This is a genomic window from Bacteroides muris (ex Fokt et al. 2023), from assembly GCF_024704895.1.
GTDB lineage: Bacteria > Bacteroidota > Bacteroidia > Bacteroidales > Bacteroidaceae > Bacteroides > Bacteroides muris.
Map to the genome: position 1 here is coordinate 57,836 of NZ_JAMZEE010000008.1, position 16,640 is coordinate 74,475.

Genomic DNA, 16,640 nt, shown 5'->3' on the forward strand with positions numbered 1-16,640 from the left:
CCGATTTTGTCACAATAGGTTTGGCAAAAATAACCTCTTTCCATACATTTACGAGATTCTCGGAGTTAAAAAAGCAAAAAGACAGCAATTTAGAGAAAATAGAAAAACAGCAACAGAGAGATGTTTGCGGCAATAACACAGCCGAATCCCCTCAATATCCACGGGCGCAAAGGGCTTTTCCCACCGGCAAAGAACAATGCGTAGCACATGTTTACCGCTATATTGCTGACAATAGCCTGCATGGTGCAAGCCGTAATCACCGGCACTGCCACGCTGCCCGTTCCTTGAAGCAGGTTCAGGATGAAAGGAGTGATGTCGCTGAAGCCCGAAACGAAGGAGAGCAGGTTCAGTCCGCCCGTGCCGGCATACACCAACGTATAGTGGGTCAGGATAGTGAACACCACAAACAGTATGGCAAAAATCAGCGCCACCTTAAACTCCAACGGGTTACTGCCCTCCTCTTCTTCCTCAGCCTGCGTGCCGTCGTCCGTCCGTTTCCGCTTGGAATGCAGATAGCATGCCACGGTGGCCGTCACCAGCGACATAATCAGCAGATAGGGATAGACAGCCAGCAACGTGTCCCAACTGAAAATGCCTATCAATATCAGGAAACGTAGGAACATCATGCTGACAGCCAGCAGCATAGCCGCCACATATTCGGGAGCATCCTGCGCAGAGGCCTTGCGGCTCTTTCGCGCCAATACGGAAATAGTGGCCGTACTGCTGTACAAGCCTCCCACGATGCCCGAAACCAGAATACCCGATTCACGGAAGACGTAGCGCTTCAACAAATAGGAAAGATAGGAAATGCCCGACACGACCACCGTGGCCAGCCAAATGCTGTAGGGCGTCAGGTTGATGCCGGGAATGAGGTTCTTGTCGGGCAGCATCGGAAGGATAATGCCGCTGATGGCAAGGAACTTGGCAAGCGTTGTCATCTCATCGTTCTTCATGCGCTGGGCCAGTTCCGTGAAGGTGTGCTTCAGCTCGGTGAAGAGCAGGACGGTCACTATGACCATGACGTAGAACCACGACGGCTGCGTGGCCACAATGGGGGCTATGCAATAGGTGATGAGCGCAATAATGATGGTAGTTACTCCGAACACATGGTACTGTGACTGCTTCACGTAATAATTCAGCCCGAGCAACAGTCCCAGCACGGCTCCCCCTCCCATGAACAGACGATAATCCGCGGGATCGAGTATATAGAGCAGATAGCCCAGAATGCCTATAAAGGTGAAGGTACGGTCGGTGCCGAAAAGTGTAGTCTCCCCTTCGCGCTTCAAGCTGATTTTCCGCTGTGAAAGCCCGATGAGTAAAGAGAATACGGTGACCAGAAGGAAAGTGACCAATTCTCTCGGCAGGTAGTCGTAAAGTTTCTCCATGACGATTAAACAAGTACGGCGTACAATTGGTTTGCTACCATGTGGTGAAAGGGTGCTTCATCAGTCGCGAGTTATAGTAACGAGCGTCTCCCGTCACCTCCCTTCCGACGAAAGCGGGTTTCACGAAAGGCTCGTCCTCCGAGGAGAGTTCCACCTCGGCCACGGTCAGCCCCTCGTTCTCGCCATAGAACTCGTCCACCTCAAAAGTATGCTGTCCGCTACGAACCAGATAGCGGGTCTTGTCGATGATGCCCGGTTCGCATAGCTTCAGCAGTTCCCGCGCTTCGTCCAATGGGATTTCCTTTTCCCACTCGTAGCGGCTGGTTCCCGATTCATTGGACGCACCCTTGATGGTGAGGAATCCCCGTCCGTCACGGATGCGCACCCGCACCGTCCGTCCACGCGCACTACTGATGTATCCCTGCACGATGCGGCTCTGTGCATAGGCTTGCGACTTGTATTCTCCCGTTACGAGGAATTTCCGTTCTATCTCCTGCGGCATGTTGTTTCCGATGGTTTTATCAGCCCCAGTAAGAATAGGCCACAAACATGGCGATGACCAGCACAATGGCTATCACTCCCATCGTCAGCATCACTTTCTTGGCCTGCTGCTCTTCCTTCTGGCTGTGCATTGCTTTCTTTTTACTTTTTCCCATGGCGTGTTTTTTAGTTTAAAGTTCAACGATGAACAAAGTAAAGGCAAATTCGGGAAGAATGCAAATGAAAGGGGAAGAATTTTCCGCAATTCTGCACGGCTTTTTCATTCAGAGGAGTTATCGGGAGTTGGAAGGAGTTATCGCCCTTCGGGCTTAGGAGTTAGAAGCCGGTACTCCGGCTGATGGGCTATACTATCGGCCTTTAACTCCCCGCTATGAATAATGCAGGTGTGAAAGCAGGCAAGCGTCCGGGAAAAAGTTTTCGTTTTGTGGAACGCCTTGCCCCGAAAAGCCCCATCGGAGAAAAAAATTGCCGTATCTTTGCAATGTCGTTAAGCTTAATACACAGAACACGAAATTATTCAAATCAAACACATTTAGAATTATGCCAGTACTTTACAAAACTATTCAATCCACGAAAGAGAACAAGGACGGAGCCAAGCTCTTCCATCCGCGCGTTGTACACACCGCCATATAAGAACAAACTTACAGCTAAATCCTGTTTCCATTTACACAAAATTTTGGACAGTGTCATAATTTTGGATTGGGGACTATAATAATGACTTTATTACTTATATGTATATCATGTCTCCTACTATCAAAGTCTTATAAAATAAGAACTGTATCATATTTGATATTATCTATATATTCCATTTTTTCATATTGGGCATGTCTGTTTTATGCTTGTTTACTATAAATATAGAACACCAAGTTTGGTATTATATCTCTATTATTATGATGACGGGAGTAAACGTTTTGATTTCTTTTAGGGGTTTGGGGATTAGTTGGAGGAAATGCCTTCCTTTGCCGTAAAAGGGATTTTATTCCTATTGTTAACAAATTTGTTCTCTGTTGTAGCGGATGTTCTTCATCCGCTGCTTCCGAACATCAGAACCTCCGGATTCAATAACTGACTGATTAAAGTGTTTCCCATCTTTATTAAGAATGGGGAACTTTAATCAGTCAGTTTATCGGAAATACTCAGTGTAATAGCATTCAGGAGGGGAACATGCTATTCTCCGCTTCCCGCGAATTCCATCAGGTAAGCTTTGATGAAGCCGTCTATCTTTCCGTCCATCACACCGTTCACGTCGCTGGTCTGGAAATTGGTGCGGTGGTCTTTCACGCGGCGGTCGTCGAAGACGTAGCTACGAATCTGGCTACCCCATTCGATTTTCTTCTTGCCGGCTTCCACCTTGGCCTGCTCGGCCATGCGGTGCTGGAGTTCCTTATCGTAGAGCATGGAACGGAGAAGGCGGAGAGCATTCTCGCGGTTCTTAGGCTGGTCGCGTGTTTCGGTATTTTCAATCAGGATTTCTTCTTCCTCACCCGTATAGGGGTCTTTGTACTGATAGCGCAGACGGACACCGGATTCTACCTTGTTGACGTTCTGTCCACCGGCGCCACCGCTCCGGAAGGTATCCCATGACATACGGGCAGGTTCGATATTCACCTCGATGGTATCATCTACCAAAGGAGTGACAAACACGGATGCAAAAGAAGTCATGCGCTTACCCTGGGCATTGTAGGGCGAAACACGCACCAGGCGGTGCACACCGTTCTCACCTTTCAGATAACCATAGGCATAATCGCCAGAAACCTCGATGGTACAAGTCTTGATACCTGCCTCGTCTCCTTCCTGAAGGTTGGCAATGGTAGCCTTGTAGCCGTGAGTCTCGGCATAGTGCAGGTACATACGCATCAGCATGCTTGCCCAGTCCTGGCTTTCCGTACCACCGGCACCGGAGTTGATTTTCAGCACACAGTCCATTTGGTCGGCTTCCTCGCGAAGCATGTTCTTGAGCTCGAGGGCTTCGACGGCAGCGATTGCCTTGGCATAGGCATCATCCACTTCCTCCTCAGTCACCAGTTCGTCCTTGTAAAAGTCGAAGGCCAACTGCACTTCATCGGCCAAAGTCTTCACCTCATTGTAGCCGGAAATCCATTGTTGCAGGCCTTTCACCTTCTTCATCTGAGCCTCGGCAGCCTTCTGATTGTCCCAAAAACCGGGAGCTTGGGTGCGAAGCTGCTCTTCTTCCACTTGTATCTTCTTTCCTTCAATGTCCAGATAGCGGTTCAACGCTTCGGTACGTTCTTTGATATCTTTCAGTTGTTCTGTGGTAATCATGAGTCTATTTACGATTTGACAATTTACGATTTGACGATTGAAGTTGGTATTATCAATCCGACTTCGGACGGCAAAGGTATGAAAAAAACGCATAATTTCGCAGCTATCAGTTCAATAAGTCGTGGTATAGAAGATGAATCCGTGCCCAGACCATTCAAAAGACAAGGTACCGAAAAAGCTTTCATTTCTTAGAAAAATCCTTGTCTACCATTGTCACATCCCATCCAGAAACGACATCGCCGTAAAGATAGTTGCCGTACTTTCATCGGTGGAGGAACCGAACGATACACCGTCTATCACATACAACGGCTGGCCACTTCCGCTTACAGAACAGTTACCACGGATAATCTCTGAAGAACCGCCCAAACCGGATGAACTCTTATTGATCTGCACACCTGCCATCTTACAGGCCAACGCGTTCATCATGTTGAGGTCTTTCACGCGTGCCAATTCGTCACCGTTCACCACTTGAGTAGAGCAAGTCAGTGATTTTTCTTTCTTTGCAATACCCAATGCCATTACCACCACTTCATCCAGCAGCTTGGCATCATTCTTTAATATGACTCTTATCGTTCCCGGAGTGATGGGAACTTCTTGTGTTATCATACCTACGAAAGACACTTGCAGTGTCGTGGCACCTGCGGGCGCATCTGTAACAGTGAATTTGCCGTCTAAATCTGTTACGCCTCCGGTAGTGCTTCCTTTTACCAATACGGAAGTTCCGATAATCGGTTCATTGCCTTCAGCTGAAATAACAATACCGGTAATGGGGGAGGAGAGAATTTTGGGCTGCTGGCAGAACCGGTGCTTTATTGCATGGTTTTAAGCAGATTACGGCATCCCCCTTCTCTCCCTCGCCTAAGAGTGAGACTTTCATTATCTACAAGAGAACTCCTCCCCGGCAACGCGACAAAAGATGATTAGTTTCTTGCGTGCAGGGAGGGGAGTTTCTTTCTGTTCAGAAGAAGGAGATAAAAAACAGACCGTCCGGCCTGGAATGAAAAAGCTTCATCCCAGGTCGGACGGTTATAAACAAAAAAACAAAGTTCTATTCTTCGTACATCCTATCAATCAGTCCTTTGTAGTTCTTTGCCACAACAGAACGTTTCAGCTTCAGCGTGTTCGTCAGCTCACCGCGTTCCATACTGAATGGTTCGGGCAGAAGCGTGAAACGCTTCACTTGCTCATAATGGGCAAATTGCTGCTGCAAGGTATCGATACGGGCACGGAACAACGCCTGTATCTTGGGATGTTGCAACAACTCATCCATATTGCCGTATGCAATGCCTTTCTCTTTGGCATAATCCTCCACAAAGCCATAAACGGGAACTATCAAAGCTGAAACAAACTTACGCTCATCGGCAATGACAGCAATCTGATCGATGTAGCGGTCTATGGCCAGCTTCGTTTCCAATGCCTGCGGCGAAATGTATTTTCCGTTGGAGGTCTTGAACAAGTCCTTGATGCGTTCCGTCAGATACAGTTGTCCGTCCTTCAGATAACCGGCATCACCCGTGTGAAACCATCCGTCACCGTCAATGGCAGCAGCCGTTGCCTCCGGTTTCTTGTAGTAGCCGGTAGTGATGGTCTTACCACGAAGAAGTATCTCGTTGTTCTCGCCGATCTTCACCTCCACATCGGGCATTACCGTACCTACGGAACCAATCTCATACCCTTCGTTGAGGAAGCAGGATACGGTAGCCATAGACTCCGTCAGGCCATAACCTACCACCATGTTGATGCCTACCGAATGTACGAACTCGCAGATTTCATCGGGCACGGCAGCACCGGCTGTAGGGAAGAAGTTTCCGTTCTCGATGCCTATCGTCCTCTTCAGCAGGGCATAAATGGTCTTTTCGTAGAACTTATACTTCAAATGGAGCATCATGGGCGGTTTTTTGCCTAAACGCAAATAGTCTATGTTGTGCGCCTTGCCCACCTTGATGGCATCCAGCATCATAGCCTTACGCAAGCCGGTTTCCTGGGCAATCTTCTCCTGCACGCCGGCATAGACCTTCTCCCAGAAACGGGGCACACTGCACATCAGCGTGGGGCGTATCTCTTTAATAGTAGTCTGGATATCCTGCGGACGTAGATTGACACAGACCTGCACACCCCGGTGGATGCAGAGGTAGGTCCATGCTTTCTCGAACACATGCGTCAACGGGAGGAAGTTCATGGAAACATCTCGGTCTGTCATGAAAGGCAGGCGGATATCATGGATGCGGAAAGCTTCCCGATAATTGAAATGATGGAGCATGACACCTTTCGGTTCACCGGTAGTGCCGGAAGTATAAAGGATATTGGCGAGGTCGTCGTCCGAAGCGGCTGAGGTACGTTGCCCTACAACGGCATCGTGCGGCAATCCTTCACCCATTGCCATAAATTCATCGAAATAGACGGAAGTCATGTCGCGGGGGTCTTTCACCACAGCACGGTCGAAGATAATGAGCTGCTGCAGGGAGTGGCAGAAGCCGAACACACTGAAAGCGGCATCATACTGAAACTGCTCGCCCACAAACAGATAGCGTATCTGTGCATCGTTGATAATATATTGTGCCTGTGCCGGTGAACTGGTGGCATACAAAGGTATGGTCACCGCCCGGTTGGCAAATGCACCGAAATCGGTAAAGAGACATTCGGGTTTATTCTGCGAGAAGATACCTATGTTCTCTTGTGGCTCTATTCCCAAAGCTACCATGGCATTGGCAGTCTGGCGTACAGTCAGCGAGAACTCCTTCCATGAGACGGGTATCCATTGCGCAGTTTCATAGTCCCTATATTTCAGGGCTATTTTGTCTCCATACTTCTCTGCCTGGCGATGCACCAGAACAGACAAATGATGATAAGTCATAACTTTTGATATTGATAAATACGGCACAAAGGTAGTGGTTTCATTTGAAACTAATTCGATATTAACGGGTAATTATTCAATATGGGTGCTCCTTTCCGTTTTTTATTCGTAAGTTTGCAGCTGGATTATTTATTTACTGAATATGATTTACGATATACCGACTTTAACTTCCGAAGCAACCGGATTGCTCAAATCACTGATAGCCATTCCTTCCCTGAGCCGCGACGAGGAGAAAGCGGCGGATTATCTGCAAGACTATATCGAGATGCAAGGCATGGCAACAGGACGTAAAGGCAACAATGTGTGGTGCCTCAGCCCGATGTTTGACCTAAAGAAACCGACCTTGCTGCTGAATTCGCATATCGACACCGTAAAACCCGTCAACGGGTGGCGGAAAGCCCCCTTTACCCCCACGCAGGAAAGTAACGGAAAGCTCTATGGGCTGGGCAGCAATGATGCCGGAGCAAGTGTTGTCAGCCTGCTGCAAGTGTTCCTCACGCTGTGCCGCACCACCCAGGCCTACAATCTGATATATCTTGCCTCGTGCGAGGAAGAAGTTTCGGGCAAAGGTGGAATAGAGTGCGTGCTACCGGAACTGCCCCCCATACAGTTTGCCATTGTAGGCGAGCCGACGGAGATGCAACCTGCCATTGCAGAAAAAGGCTTGATGGTGCTGGATGTAACTGCTACCGGAAAATCGGGACATGCTGCCCGAAACGAAGGGGACAATGCCATATATAAGGTATTGGACGATATTGCCTGGTTTCGTGATTACCATTTCCCCAAAGAATCTTCCCTGCTGGGTCCCGTGAAAATGAGTGTAACTATGGTAAATGCCGGCACACAACATAACGTCATTCCCGACCGTTGTACTTTTGTCGTAGACATCCGCAGCAACGAGTGTTATACTAATCAAGAGCTATTTGATGAAATACGGAAACACATCACGTGTGAAGCCAAAGCCCGCTCCTTCCGGTTAAGCTCCTCGCACGTAGCCCCGGAGCATCCGGTAGTGCAAAAAGCTATTGCCATGGGGTGTACTCCCTTCGGATCACCCACCTTGTCCGACCAGGCACTGATGCCCTTCCCTTCTCTGAAGATGGGACCGGGAAAAAGCGCCCGTTCACACACTGCCGACGAATTCATCTTTATCAAAGAGATTGAAGAAGCGATAGAGATGTATCTGAAGCTATTGGAAGGGACAAAAATATAAGAGGAAAGGGGTGAGCATTGTCACTTTTTATCCACACCGGGTCTCCATTTATAAACCATTGTTATCAAGCATACTGCAACAGAGGTATCTCAGTATACAATTGAGACTATCATCTGTTCAGCCACGGCTCCGGATTCAGTTTTTCCTTCTCTTTCCTCAATTGGAAGTGCAGCACCGTACGGCCATTGTCGGCCCCATCCGAGAAGATTTGTCCGAGGGTCTGTTTGGTAGTCACGTCATCACCCTGCTTCACTGAAGCCGATGACAAATTGCAATAAACAGATATATAATCTCCATGGCGGATAAGAACATTGAACAGCCCGTTCAGTTTAAAGACTGCTGCCACCTTGCCGTCGAAGATGGCGCGGGCTTGGGCACCCGGCTTTCCTTGTATATCGATGCCCTTATTGTCCAGCTTGACATTGCGCAAACCTTCCACAGAATACTGGCCGTAATGGCTGGTGATGATATACGCTCCGGTGATGGGCATCGGCAACTTACCGCGATTATTAGTAAAGTTCCCGGACAATTCACGGTCTGCCTTACTCATGGAGTAGGTTTCCAAAGGCTGTGCCTTCGACTTTGCGGGCGTAGAGGCAGTTGCTGGCTTTTCAGTTTTCTCACCAACCTTTTTACGTGCGGCAGCCTCACGGCGCGCTTCTTCTGCCGCACGCTTACGCGCTTTCTCTATCTCTTCCGCTATCAGGCGGTCAATACGTGCATTGAGCTGATTGGCTTCGCGGCGTTGCTTGTTCAGTTCGTTCTGCAATCCCCGCTGTTTCTTTTTCAGGTTGGCTACCAGCAACTTCTGTTCCTTCTCCTGTGCTTCCAGCTTGACTTTTTCCTCTTCACGTTCTTTCAGCAATCCCTCCTTGACAGCCTTCACCTGCTGAAGTTCAGTCTTCTTGCGGTTCACCTGTTCCTGCTTTTTCAACACCTCCTCGCCTTGCAGGCGTTGATAAGTAGCATATTCGCGTACGTAGCGCATGCGGCGGTAGGTCTGCGCCAGGCTCTTGGCAGAGAAGATGAACATGAGCTTCTCTTCAAAGGAACGGTTCTTATACAAATATTGAACGGACGATTCATACCTCTGCTTCTTATCCTTCAAATCACGTTGCAAACGGGTCAGTTGGCGCTCCAATGAAGACAACTCGCGCTCTATGGACTCCACATCATTATTGATAGTCAGAATATAACGTTTACGTTCTTCTATCTGTCCGGTTAGTGCAGCAAGGCCTTTCAACTGGCTTCCCACATCCTTTTGGGTGGTTATCAACAGGGTCTCCGACTCCGCTATCTGTTGCTGCAAGGCACCACGCTTGCTTTCCAGTTCCTTAATCAGCTTGTTGGACTGGGCAAGGAGCGGAGAAACCGGCAAAAGGAGGAGAAAGAAGAACAGGAGAAGCTTCATAAGTTATGAGGGATTATCCAACAACTGTCAATTATCAACTAATCAAAGGTCCATCAGCATTTCCAGCAGTTCCTCCAGCTCCACCTCTTTATATTTCTGTGAGAGCTGGGTAGGAGTCAGTACAAAAGGCTTATCCGAGAAGTTGGAAAGTTCAATCTTTCCCTTTTCCAGAGAGGGTATACCGAGTTCCTTGCCGGTAAGCACCTTCTTGCCATTGGGCTTGGAAGCGGCATAAAGCAGTTTTTCCAGATGGGCAAAATCTGCCTTCTTGGGCAGTACATTCTTCAGTTCCTTACGTGTTGCACGGACATAACGCTTTCCCATACGATCGACCAGCAGAATCTCATCCGGGGTGACTTCCATACGTGCCACCTCCGTACGAAGTATCGGCATCAAGAAGGAGATCTGCATGCATTCTTTCTTCTTCAGCTTCATCGTACCGTTCACGGTAAGAGTGGCATCTTTATGAGGTACCGTCAGCTGCACTTTGGAGGAAAGGCAGGCCGACTCTCCGGACAGAGCACCCGAGTGGCTCGAAGTCTTGCAACCGGCAAGCCCCACAGCCAGCAACATCAGCAAAGACAAAAGGCGGCATGCCCTTGCTGCATCATTATTGTTCAGTAGGTTTAGTTTCATCTGATATATATTTCTTTTTTTGTATTTTCTGTTTCAACGTATCAGAGCGATTGCCCTTATCCCAGGCTTGCTTCCAATACTTCAAGGCACCTTCGGCATCGCCCGTCATGTAATAAATGTCTCCGCAATGCTCCAAGACCACGTCGCTGCTATCCTTGTCGTTCTTTATCGCCTCGTCTATGTAGAGACGCGCCTCGGCGTAATTGCCTTTGACAAACAATATCCATGCGTATGTATCGAGATAGGTGGAATTGGCAGGTTCGGCTTTCACTGTCTTGTAGCTCATCTCTTCCGCCTTGTCCAAGTCGCGGCGTTCTACGGAAAGGTAATATGCGTAATTGTTCAAGGCACCGATGTTCGAGGGATTGTACACCAAAGCGGAATCATAAGCCGCATACGCTTCTGCATGCAGGTTCTTGCTGTGATAGGCATCACCGATAATGGCATAGAAATCTGATACGACCTCTTTCCTGCTGTCGTCCTTGACGTGCGACAAGGCCTTCTGGCAGACAGCAAGGGCATCATCCGTCCGTTCCGCCTGGTTATAGGCAATGGCCAGATAGAAATAAAACTCCAGCATATCGGGATTGGATTCGACACCGGCTTCGCACAAGTTCATTATTTCCTTGTAGTCTTCCTGACGCACAGCCTCACCCAGCAGAGTCATACGCGCTGCCGTATTGGTAGGGTCTATGGCAAGTACCTGGCGCAAAACCGGCCAGGCCTCCTTGTTCATTCCCTTGGAAAGAAGATATTGGGCATACAGCAAGGGCAATTGTGCTTCATCGGGGTCTTGCTCCATGATGCGGTCGAAAAGGGTAATGACACGGGTGCTGTCCTTGCCGGCCTGCTCATTCTGCACGATGAACTGCCGCATCACGTTCAGTTTGGTGTCCGACGCCACTTTCTTGTTCAGCAACAGCGTGTCCAGTTGCTGTTCATGCAGCTCCTTCTGCCCGGTTTCTTCGTAATAAGAAGCCAATGAGTACATGGCCATTGCATTGTCCGGCTCTTCTGCCAGCACCTTCTTGTAAATCTCATAAGCTTCTTGCTTTTTCCCGTTCTGCATATAGACATCCCCCAGCACCACTTGATAGCGCCTGTCGTTGGGATACTCTTCTACCAGACTTTCTATTTCACGGAAGGCGCTCTTGTCGTCCTTCTTTTGCAGATAAATGCGGAACTTCTCCATGCTGAGCTGTTCATTCTTACCCATCCGCTCTTCGAGCTTGTTCAGTATACCGATAACTTTGTCATACTCCTCCTGCCGGTTATAAATCTCGAGCAGGTTGTACAGCGGCTCCATCTTGTCCGAAAAACGTACCGCCATATCCTCCAGCAAGGTAGAGGCTTTCTCCGTTTCGTTTTGCTGCATATACAGATTGGCCAGTCCCTGGGCATACCAGTAATTGTCGGGAGCATTCTCCACCGCCTTTTCCAACGCGGCCAGCCCCAACGGCACCTGCTTGAGAAACATGTAGTATTGGGCCATCTCATACAAGGCCGATGAAGCGTTCGGATTTATTGCCAGGCAATGCTGCAGGATGTCGAAAGCCGCGTCATAGTCTTTCTGTACTTTCAAGCGGGCTGCTTCGAGAAAGAAGTAGTCGTAACGGCGCTGCTGTTCAGGGGTGAGTTGCGGCGGAAGCTGTTCCGGTTTCCTGCCCGCCTTCTTCTTTTCCTTCTTGGCAGCGGCATGGGATGCGACAACGGGAGCCACACCGGCCGTCATACCGCCAACGATTCCCCCAATCAATGCCCCGCAAGAGGTGAGCCAGGGAAAGGCCGCCAATAGGAGCATGAATATTTTCAGTCTGATTCTCATCTATTTAGCTACAAATTCTTAACTTATAAAATCCCGTTTGACAAGCACTTGTGTCTGACGTGACAGATACAAGCCTTTGTTGCGACAGACACCCGTGTCTGAGCCGACAAGCACAAGTGTCTGTCAAACGGGGCAATATCCATTCATTTTTTACCTGTGTGTCCGAAGCCTCCGGCACCACGTTCCGTTTCATCCAGCACTTCCACTTCCTGCCAGACTGCCTGCTCATGACGCGCTATCACCATCTGGGCAATTCTTTCCCCATCTTCAATAACAAAGGTTTCCGCGGAAAGGTTGACGAGAATCACACAGACTTCTCCCCGGTAATCGGCATCGATTGTTCCGGGAGAGTTCAGCACGGTAATCCCTTTCTTGATGGCCAGTCCGCTGCGCGGACGCACCTGCGCCTCATATCCTTCCGGAAGAGCGATGTAAAGGCCCGTAGGCACCAGGCAGCGCTGCATCGGAGCCAGCGAGATAGGTTCATTAAGGTTTGCACGGATATCCATTCCCGCAGACAACTCAGTGGCATAAGCCGGAAGCGGATGCTTTGATTTATTGATGATTTGTACGTTCAGCATGATGTCATTTACGATTTGACGATTTACAATTGGAGCTACTTCTATTCTTACGGTTCGAGTAATTCAAGTTTCGCGATTCATTTGTGTTTCACTACGGTTCTTTCATTCAAAGAAGTTAGGGAGCTAACAGAAGCAACTCAATTGAGTTACCCCCTAATGACTCCTTTAAATGAAAGAGCCGTGGCATTTCACTACAAACTTGGGCGAAAATACGACTTTTTACACAAAATAGTGATACATTTGCAGTTAAATAATAGTAACTTCAATCGTAAACATCAAATCGTCAAATAGTAAATAGCCTCATGATGAATTGGAATACGCTCATATCTGCCAAACGTTTCGGACTGGAAGAGTTCCATCAGGAACGTCGTGAAAACCGCTCGGAGTTCCAACGGGACTATGACCGCCTCGTCTTCTCCGCACCCTTCCGGCGTCTGCAAAACAAGACCCAGGTATTCCCTCTTCCCGGTAGCGTATTTGTCCACAACCGGCTGACGCACAGCCTCGAGGTATCATGCGTAGGCCGTTCGCTGGGCAACGATGTATCGAAAGCCCTCATTGCCCGCCACCCGGAGTTGCAAGGCAGCTACCTCACCGAAATAGGCTCTATCGTTTCCGCCGCCTGTCTGGCACATGACTTGGGAAATCCTCCTTTCGGACATTCGGGAGAACGTGCCATCTCCACCTTTTTCTCCGAAGGAAAAGGAATGCCCCTGAAAGAACAACTGACACCCGCGCAATGGGAAGACCTTACCCATTTTGAAGGAAATGCAAACGCTTTCCGCCTGCTCACCCACCAGTTCGAGGGAAGACGAAAGGGAGGGTTCGTACTCACCTACTCCACCCTGGCAAGCATCGTGAAATATCCCTTTTCATCGAGTCTTGCAGGCAAGAAGTCCAAATTCGGTTTCTTCACCACAGAGGAAGAAAGTTTTCGCCGTATAGCAGAAGAACTGGGCATAAAGAAACTGAACGACAACCCGCTAAAGTATGCCCGCCACCCGCTAGTCTATCTTGTAGAGGCCGCCGACGACATCTGCTACCAGATGATGGACATCGAGGATGCCCACAAGCTGAAAATCCTGACCACGCAGGAAACCAAAGAACTGCTTCTCTCCTACTTCTCGGAAGAACGCCAGGCGCACCGGCTGAAAACGATGGAGATAGTGAGCGATACCAATGAACAGATAGCCTATCTGCGTTCCAGCGTCATCGGGTTGCTCATCAGAGAATGCGTTCAAGCCTTTACCGACAATGAAGAAAAGATTCTGAAAGGAGAATTTGAAGGAAGCCTCATCAACCATATATCCGAAGTGCCCGCCAATGCCTACAAGCATTGTGCAGACATCTCGATGAAGAGGATTTACCGCTCACGCGACGTACTGGACATCGAGCTTGCAGGTTTCCGCATCATCAGCACCCTGCTCGAGCTGATGATAGATGCCGTATGTTCTCCGGAAAAGGCCTATTCGCAACTGCTCATCAACCGCGTATCGGGCCAGTACAATATAAAAGCGCCTGTACTCTACGAAAGAATACAGGCGGTATTGGATTACATCTCCGGAATGACGGATGTATTTGCGCTCGATTTATACAGGAAGATAAACGGGAATAGCTTGCCAGCGGTGTAGGAGACTACACCCGACAAGCTAAAACTTTTTATAATGTTCAAATTCATCCATATATAATCGTTCCAAAGACTTATTGCCAACCGGGCTACCAACAAGCAGAACTTCCTTGTTCGCATTCAACAGGAAAGTTCCAAAGGCCTCATCAGAAGGCAATTGGTTCATTTTATTAAAATCTCCGTTTTTATCAATACAAACCGGATAACTGAAATCATCTCCCCTCAAAATCCATATCAATTCTTTCATATTTTTTGACTGAATATAAAAAAGCAGTGATACCATTCCAGGATATTTCATTTCCAATCTATTCATAAAATCCTTCCATTCCAATGCCCGAAGCCTACACTCGACACAACCAGCAGAATCAATATAATTGACTATCGTATAAGGAAGCTTTGGGAAACAGAACACAGTGTCTCTTCCCATACGAGTAAAAACTCCATCTGTTGGAAATTGAATCTCTTTTCCAATCCAACTTTCCACATCGGCAATTTTGCTTTCTTTTTCAACGTCCCGACAAGAGGTTAAGAGCATCATGCAAAATAACAAACCACAAATTCTCATTCTCTATTCTTAAATTTAAAGAGTAAAAGAACCGGATTGGCATCTTCTGGCAAAGCACGCAACTTTTCCACTTTCTTCGTATCAGAAATTGCATGAAGCACTTTTTCCGCTTTTTTATCTGCCGGATTAAAATAAGAAACAAAAGATTGTTCTGCTATCGCACAAACGCCCATAGCCGGAATGCTTGCCACATCTTTGGAACTCACATAATATTTCATTCCACTTTTCTTATCAATCATACCATAGCTGGCAGGAATTGATTGGAAAACAATAAAGATACAGTCATCAGTCTCATAGCAAGCAGACACATCCGCTATATATTGAAAACTTTTCTGAATCTGTTCTTCCGGATCGCTTTGCGCCCACAATTTCACCTCTTCTTCCGTTGGAATCTTCTTGGAAGAGAAACTGATACAGGAATCAGCCTTACCTTCCTCCAACCGATAAATATACGAATTAAAACGCTCATAATAATACACTTTATCATCTGAACGAAAAATATAATGTTTGGCTCTATAAGGCAATTTATTACCTTCCAGCAAAAGTTTGTTCTTCAACACCATAGTCTTTTCTTTTTCCTTACTCCAAACTACCAAATTCTGGCGAGCCTCTCCTTCTTGATAGACAAGCCCCAGATAGACTGAATTTCCTACTACCGCAAAATCAAGGAAATATGCTCCTATCCGATTGACCTCATAATTATTTTCATCACCACTTCTATACATAATGATACTTTGGGTAGCCCAATCCGCCAAATAAATATTTCCTTCCCCGTCAACATCCATATCACACGGTTCGGTATATTCACCAGGTCCTTGCCCTATCTTATGAATGGATTTTAGAAAATTCCCCTGTCTATCGAACAATAGAACCTTTTTCCCTATTTTATCAAAGATATAAAACGTTTTATTGCAATACAACACCTTGTCTATATCAGCAATCAGCGATGCATCGTTCGTCTCCAAAGGAATACATTCCACATCTGTTATTTCCGGCAATAGCTGCAAGGCAGTATCCAAATTCATCGAATAAGCTGTTTGTAAGTCTTTATGTCCCTTATTACCACAAGATAAGCACATAAAAGGTGCTAACATTAAAAAAAGTAGATGCTTCATAAATATACAAATTTAAAAATGAAGGGTATGCCTTGATATCACAAGCAGCATACCCTCTATCCTTTCAACCACAACAAAGTCAATTACGGGGATTAGAAACTATAACATGAACCGTACCTGCATTACAAATCTGCGATGTTCCAGACATACAAGTTGTAATTTCATCAAAAGTCGTCACAGTTTCTGATACTTCGAAATTCACCTGGCGAACAATAGGAGTTCCCGTTTTAGCACTGGCAGCAGACAAGCTCTCCACATTTTGCTCAGCAACATTACCTCTTTGTGAAGAATAAACATTTGCTCCTACCAATATTAGCCCAAACAATGCAAACAAAACCTTCATAATGCTTTTCATAATACCTCCTTTTTAAAGGAATTAATATGACAAATATAAACAAAATAAACAAAATAAACAAGATATGCAAATATTCAGACTATATTTTAAGATTGGCAATCCCATTACAAGCATTGGGAACACAATAAATAGAACATTTAGGTATAGGCGGATGATGCGCCCAGATTAATCGTCTGAGCTAGCCATTGATATTCATGATGTCTATCTGCTTGTGATAAATCATACTTGAAACCATACGGCACCTCTTTAAAACCTATTGAATCTCATCCCAACAACTTCTTAGGAAAAG

15 protein-coding genes are annotated in these 16,640 nt (G+C 47.2%); 2 read left to right on the top strand and 13 right to left on the bottom strand.

Translation table 11 applies throughout. The annotated features are described in order from the left end of the window. Positions 1 to 89 precede the first annotated feature (89 nt). The 6 genes from M1B78_RS04965 to M1B78_RS04990 form a co-directional block, all read right to left on the bottom strand. Positions 90 to 1,385, bottom strand: a complete 1,296-nt coding sequence (locus M1B78_RS04965; RefSeq protein WP_257930953.1) for an MgtC/SapB family protein — start codon at positions 1,383 to 1,385, stop codon at positions 90 to 92. Between the two features lie 34 nt (positions 1,386 to 1,419). Next, complete coding sequence (locus M1B78_RS04970) at positions 1,420 to 1,887, bottom strand: CYTH domain-containing protein (protein WP_257940066.1); 468 nt, start codon at positions 1,885 to 1,887, stop codon at positions 1,420 to 1,422. A gap of 19 nt (positions 1,888 to 1,906) precedes the next feature. After that, on the bottom strand, positions 1,907 to 2,041 hold the full coding sequence (locus tag M1B78_RS04975; RefSeq protein ID WP_257930955.1) for a hypothetical protein: 135 nt from the start codon (positions 2,039 to 2,041) through the stop codon (positions 1,907 to 1,909). A gap of 1,012 nt (positions 2,042 to 3,053) precedes the next feature. After that, positions 3,054 to 4,169, bottom strand: a complete 1,116-nt coding sequence (gene prfB, locus M1B78_RS04980; protein WP_257940067.1) for a peptide chain release factor 2 — start codon at positions 4,167 to 4,169, stop codon at positions 3,054 to 3,056. 213 nt (positions 4,170 to 4,382) lie between these two features. Further along, a complete protein-coding gene (locus M1B78_RS18740) occupies positions 4,383 to 4,982 on the bottom strand; it encodes a carboxypeptidase-like regulatory domain-containing protein (protein ID WP_346015107.1) in 600 nt (199 codons plus the stop codon). A gap of 235 nt (positions 4,983 to 5,217) precedes the next feature. Further along, positions 5,218 to 7,023: an AMP-dependent synthetase/ligase gene (locus tag M1B78_RS04990; RefSeq protein WP_176468005.1), complete on the bottom strand. Its 1,806-nt coding sequence runs from the start codon at positions 7,021 to 7,023 to the stop codon at positions 5,218 to 5,220. 142 nt (positions 7,024 to 7,165) lie between these two features. On the opposite strand from M1B78_RS04990, the gene M1B78_RS04995 reads away from it, so the two are divergent. Beyond that, positions 7,166 to 8,236: a M20 family metallo-hydrolase gene (locus M1B78_RS04995; RefSeq protein WP_257940068.1), complete on the top strand. Its 1,071-nt coding sequence runs from the start codon at positions 7,166 to 7,168 to the stop codon at positions 8,234 to 8,236. A gap of 109 nt (positions 8,237 to 8,345) precedes the next feature. Here the strand turns inward: M1B78_RS04995 and M1B78_RS05000 are convergent, their stop codons facing one another. The 4 genes from M1B78_RS05000 to dut form a co-directional block, all read right to left on the bottom strand. Further along, complete coding sequence (locus tag M1B78_RS05000) at positions 8,346 to 9,647, bottom strand: murein hydrolase activator EnvC family protein (RefSeq protein WP_257940069.1); 1,302 nt, start codon at positions 9,645 to 9,647, stop codon at positions 8,346 to 8,348. A gap of 42 nt (positions 9,648 to 9,689) precedes the next feature. Further along, positions 9,690 to 10,283, bottom strand: coding sequence for a DUF4292 domain-containing protein (locus M1B78_RS05005; RefSeq protein WP_136008888.1), 594 nt, complete (start codon positions 10,281 to 10,283; stop codon positions 9,690 to 9,692). Beyond that, complete coding sequence (locus M1B78_RS05010) at positions 10,258 to 12,108, bottom strand: tetratricopeptide repeat protein (RefSeq protein WP_257940070.1); 1,851 nt, start codon at positions 12,106 to 12,108, stop codon at positions 10,258 to 10,260. The genes M1B78_RS05005 and M1B78_RS05010 overlap by 26 nt, the downstream gene beginning before the upstream one ends. Positions 12,109 to 12,251: 143 nt before the next feature. Then, positions 12,252 to 12,686: a dUTP diphosphatase gene (dut, locus tag M1B78_RS05015; RefSeq protein ID WP_176468033.1), complete on the bottom strand. Its 435-nt coding sequence runs from the start codon at positions 12,684 to 12,686 to the stop codon at positions 12,252 to 12,254. A 305-nt stretch (positions 12,687 to 12,991) separates the two neighbouring features. On the opposite strand from dut, the gene M1B78_RS05020 reads away from it, so the two are divergent. Next, positions 12,992 to 14,320, top strand: coding sequence for a deoxyguanosinetriphosphate triphosphohydrolase (locus M1B78_RS05020; protein ID WP_257940071.1), 1,329 nt, complete (start codon positions 12,992 to 12,994; stop codon positions 14,318 to 14,320). Positions 14,321 to 14,338: 18 nt separating this feature from the next. On the opposite strand, the gene M1B78_RS05025 is transcribed toward M1B78_RS05020, so the two are convergent. The 3 genes from M1B78_RS05025 to M1B78_RS05035 all read right to left on the bottom strand — a co-directional run bounded on the left by M1B78_RS05025 (position 14,339) and on the right by M1B78_RS05035 (position 16,351). Further along, positions 14,339 to 14,881, bottom strand: coding sequence for a hypothetical protein (locus M1B78_RS05025; protein WP_257940072.1), 543 nt, complete (start codon positions 14,879 to 14,881; stop codon positions 14,339 to 14,341). Further along, the gene (locus M1B78_RS05030) at positions 14,878 to 15,996 is read right to left on the bottom strand and encodes a 6-bladed beta-propeller (protein WP_257940073.1); all 1,119 of its coding nucleotides are present in this window, start codon (positions 15,994 to 15,996) and stop codon (positions 14,878 to 14,880) included. Before M1B78_RS05030 ends, M1B78_RS05025 begins: the two co-directional genes overlap by 4 nt. A 79-nt stretch (positions 15,997 to 16,075) precedes the next feature. Continuing rightward, on the bottom strand, positions 16,076 to 16,351 hold the full coding sequence (locus M1B78_RS05035; protein WP_257932263.1) for a hypothetical protein: 276 nt from the start codon (positions 16,349 to 16,351) through the stop codon (positions 16,076 to 16,078). Positions 16,352 to 16,640 lie beyond the last annotated feature (289 nt).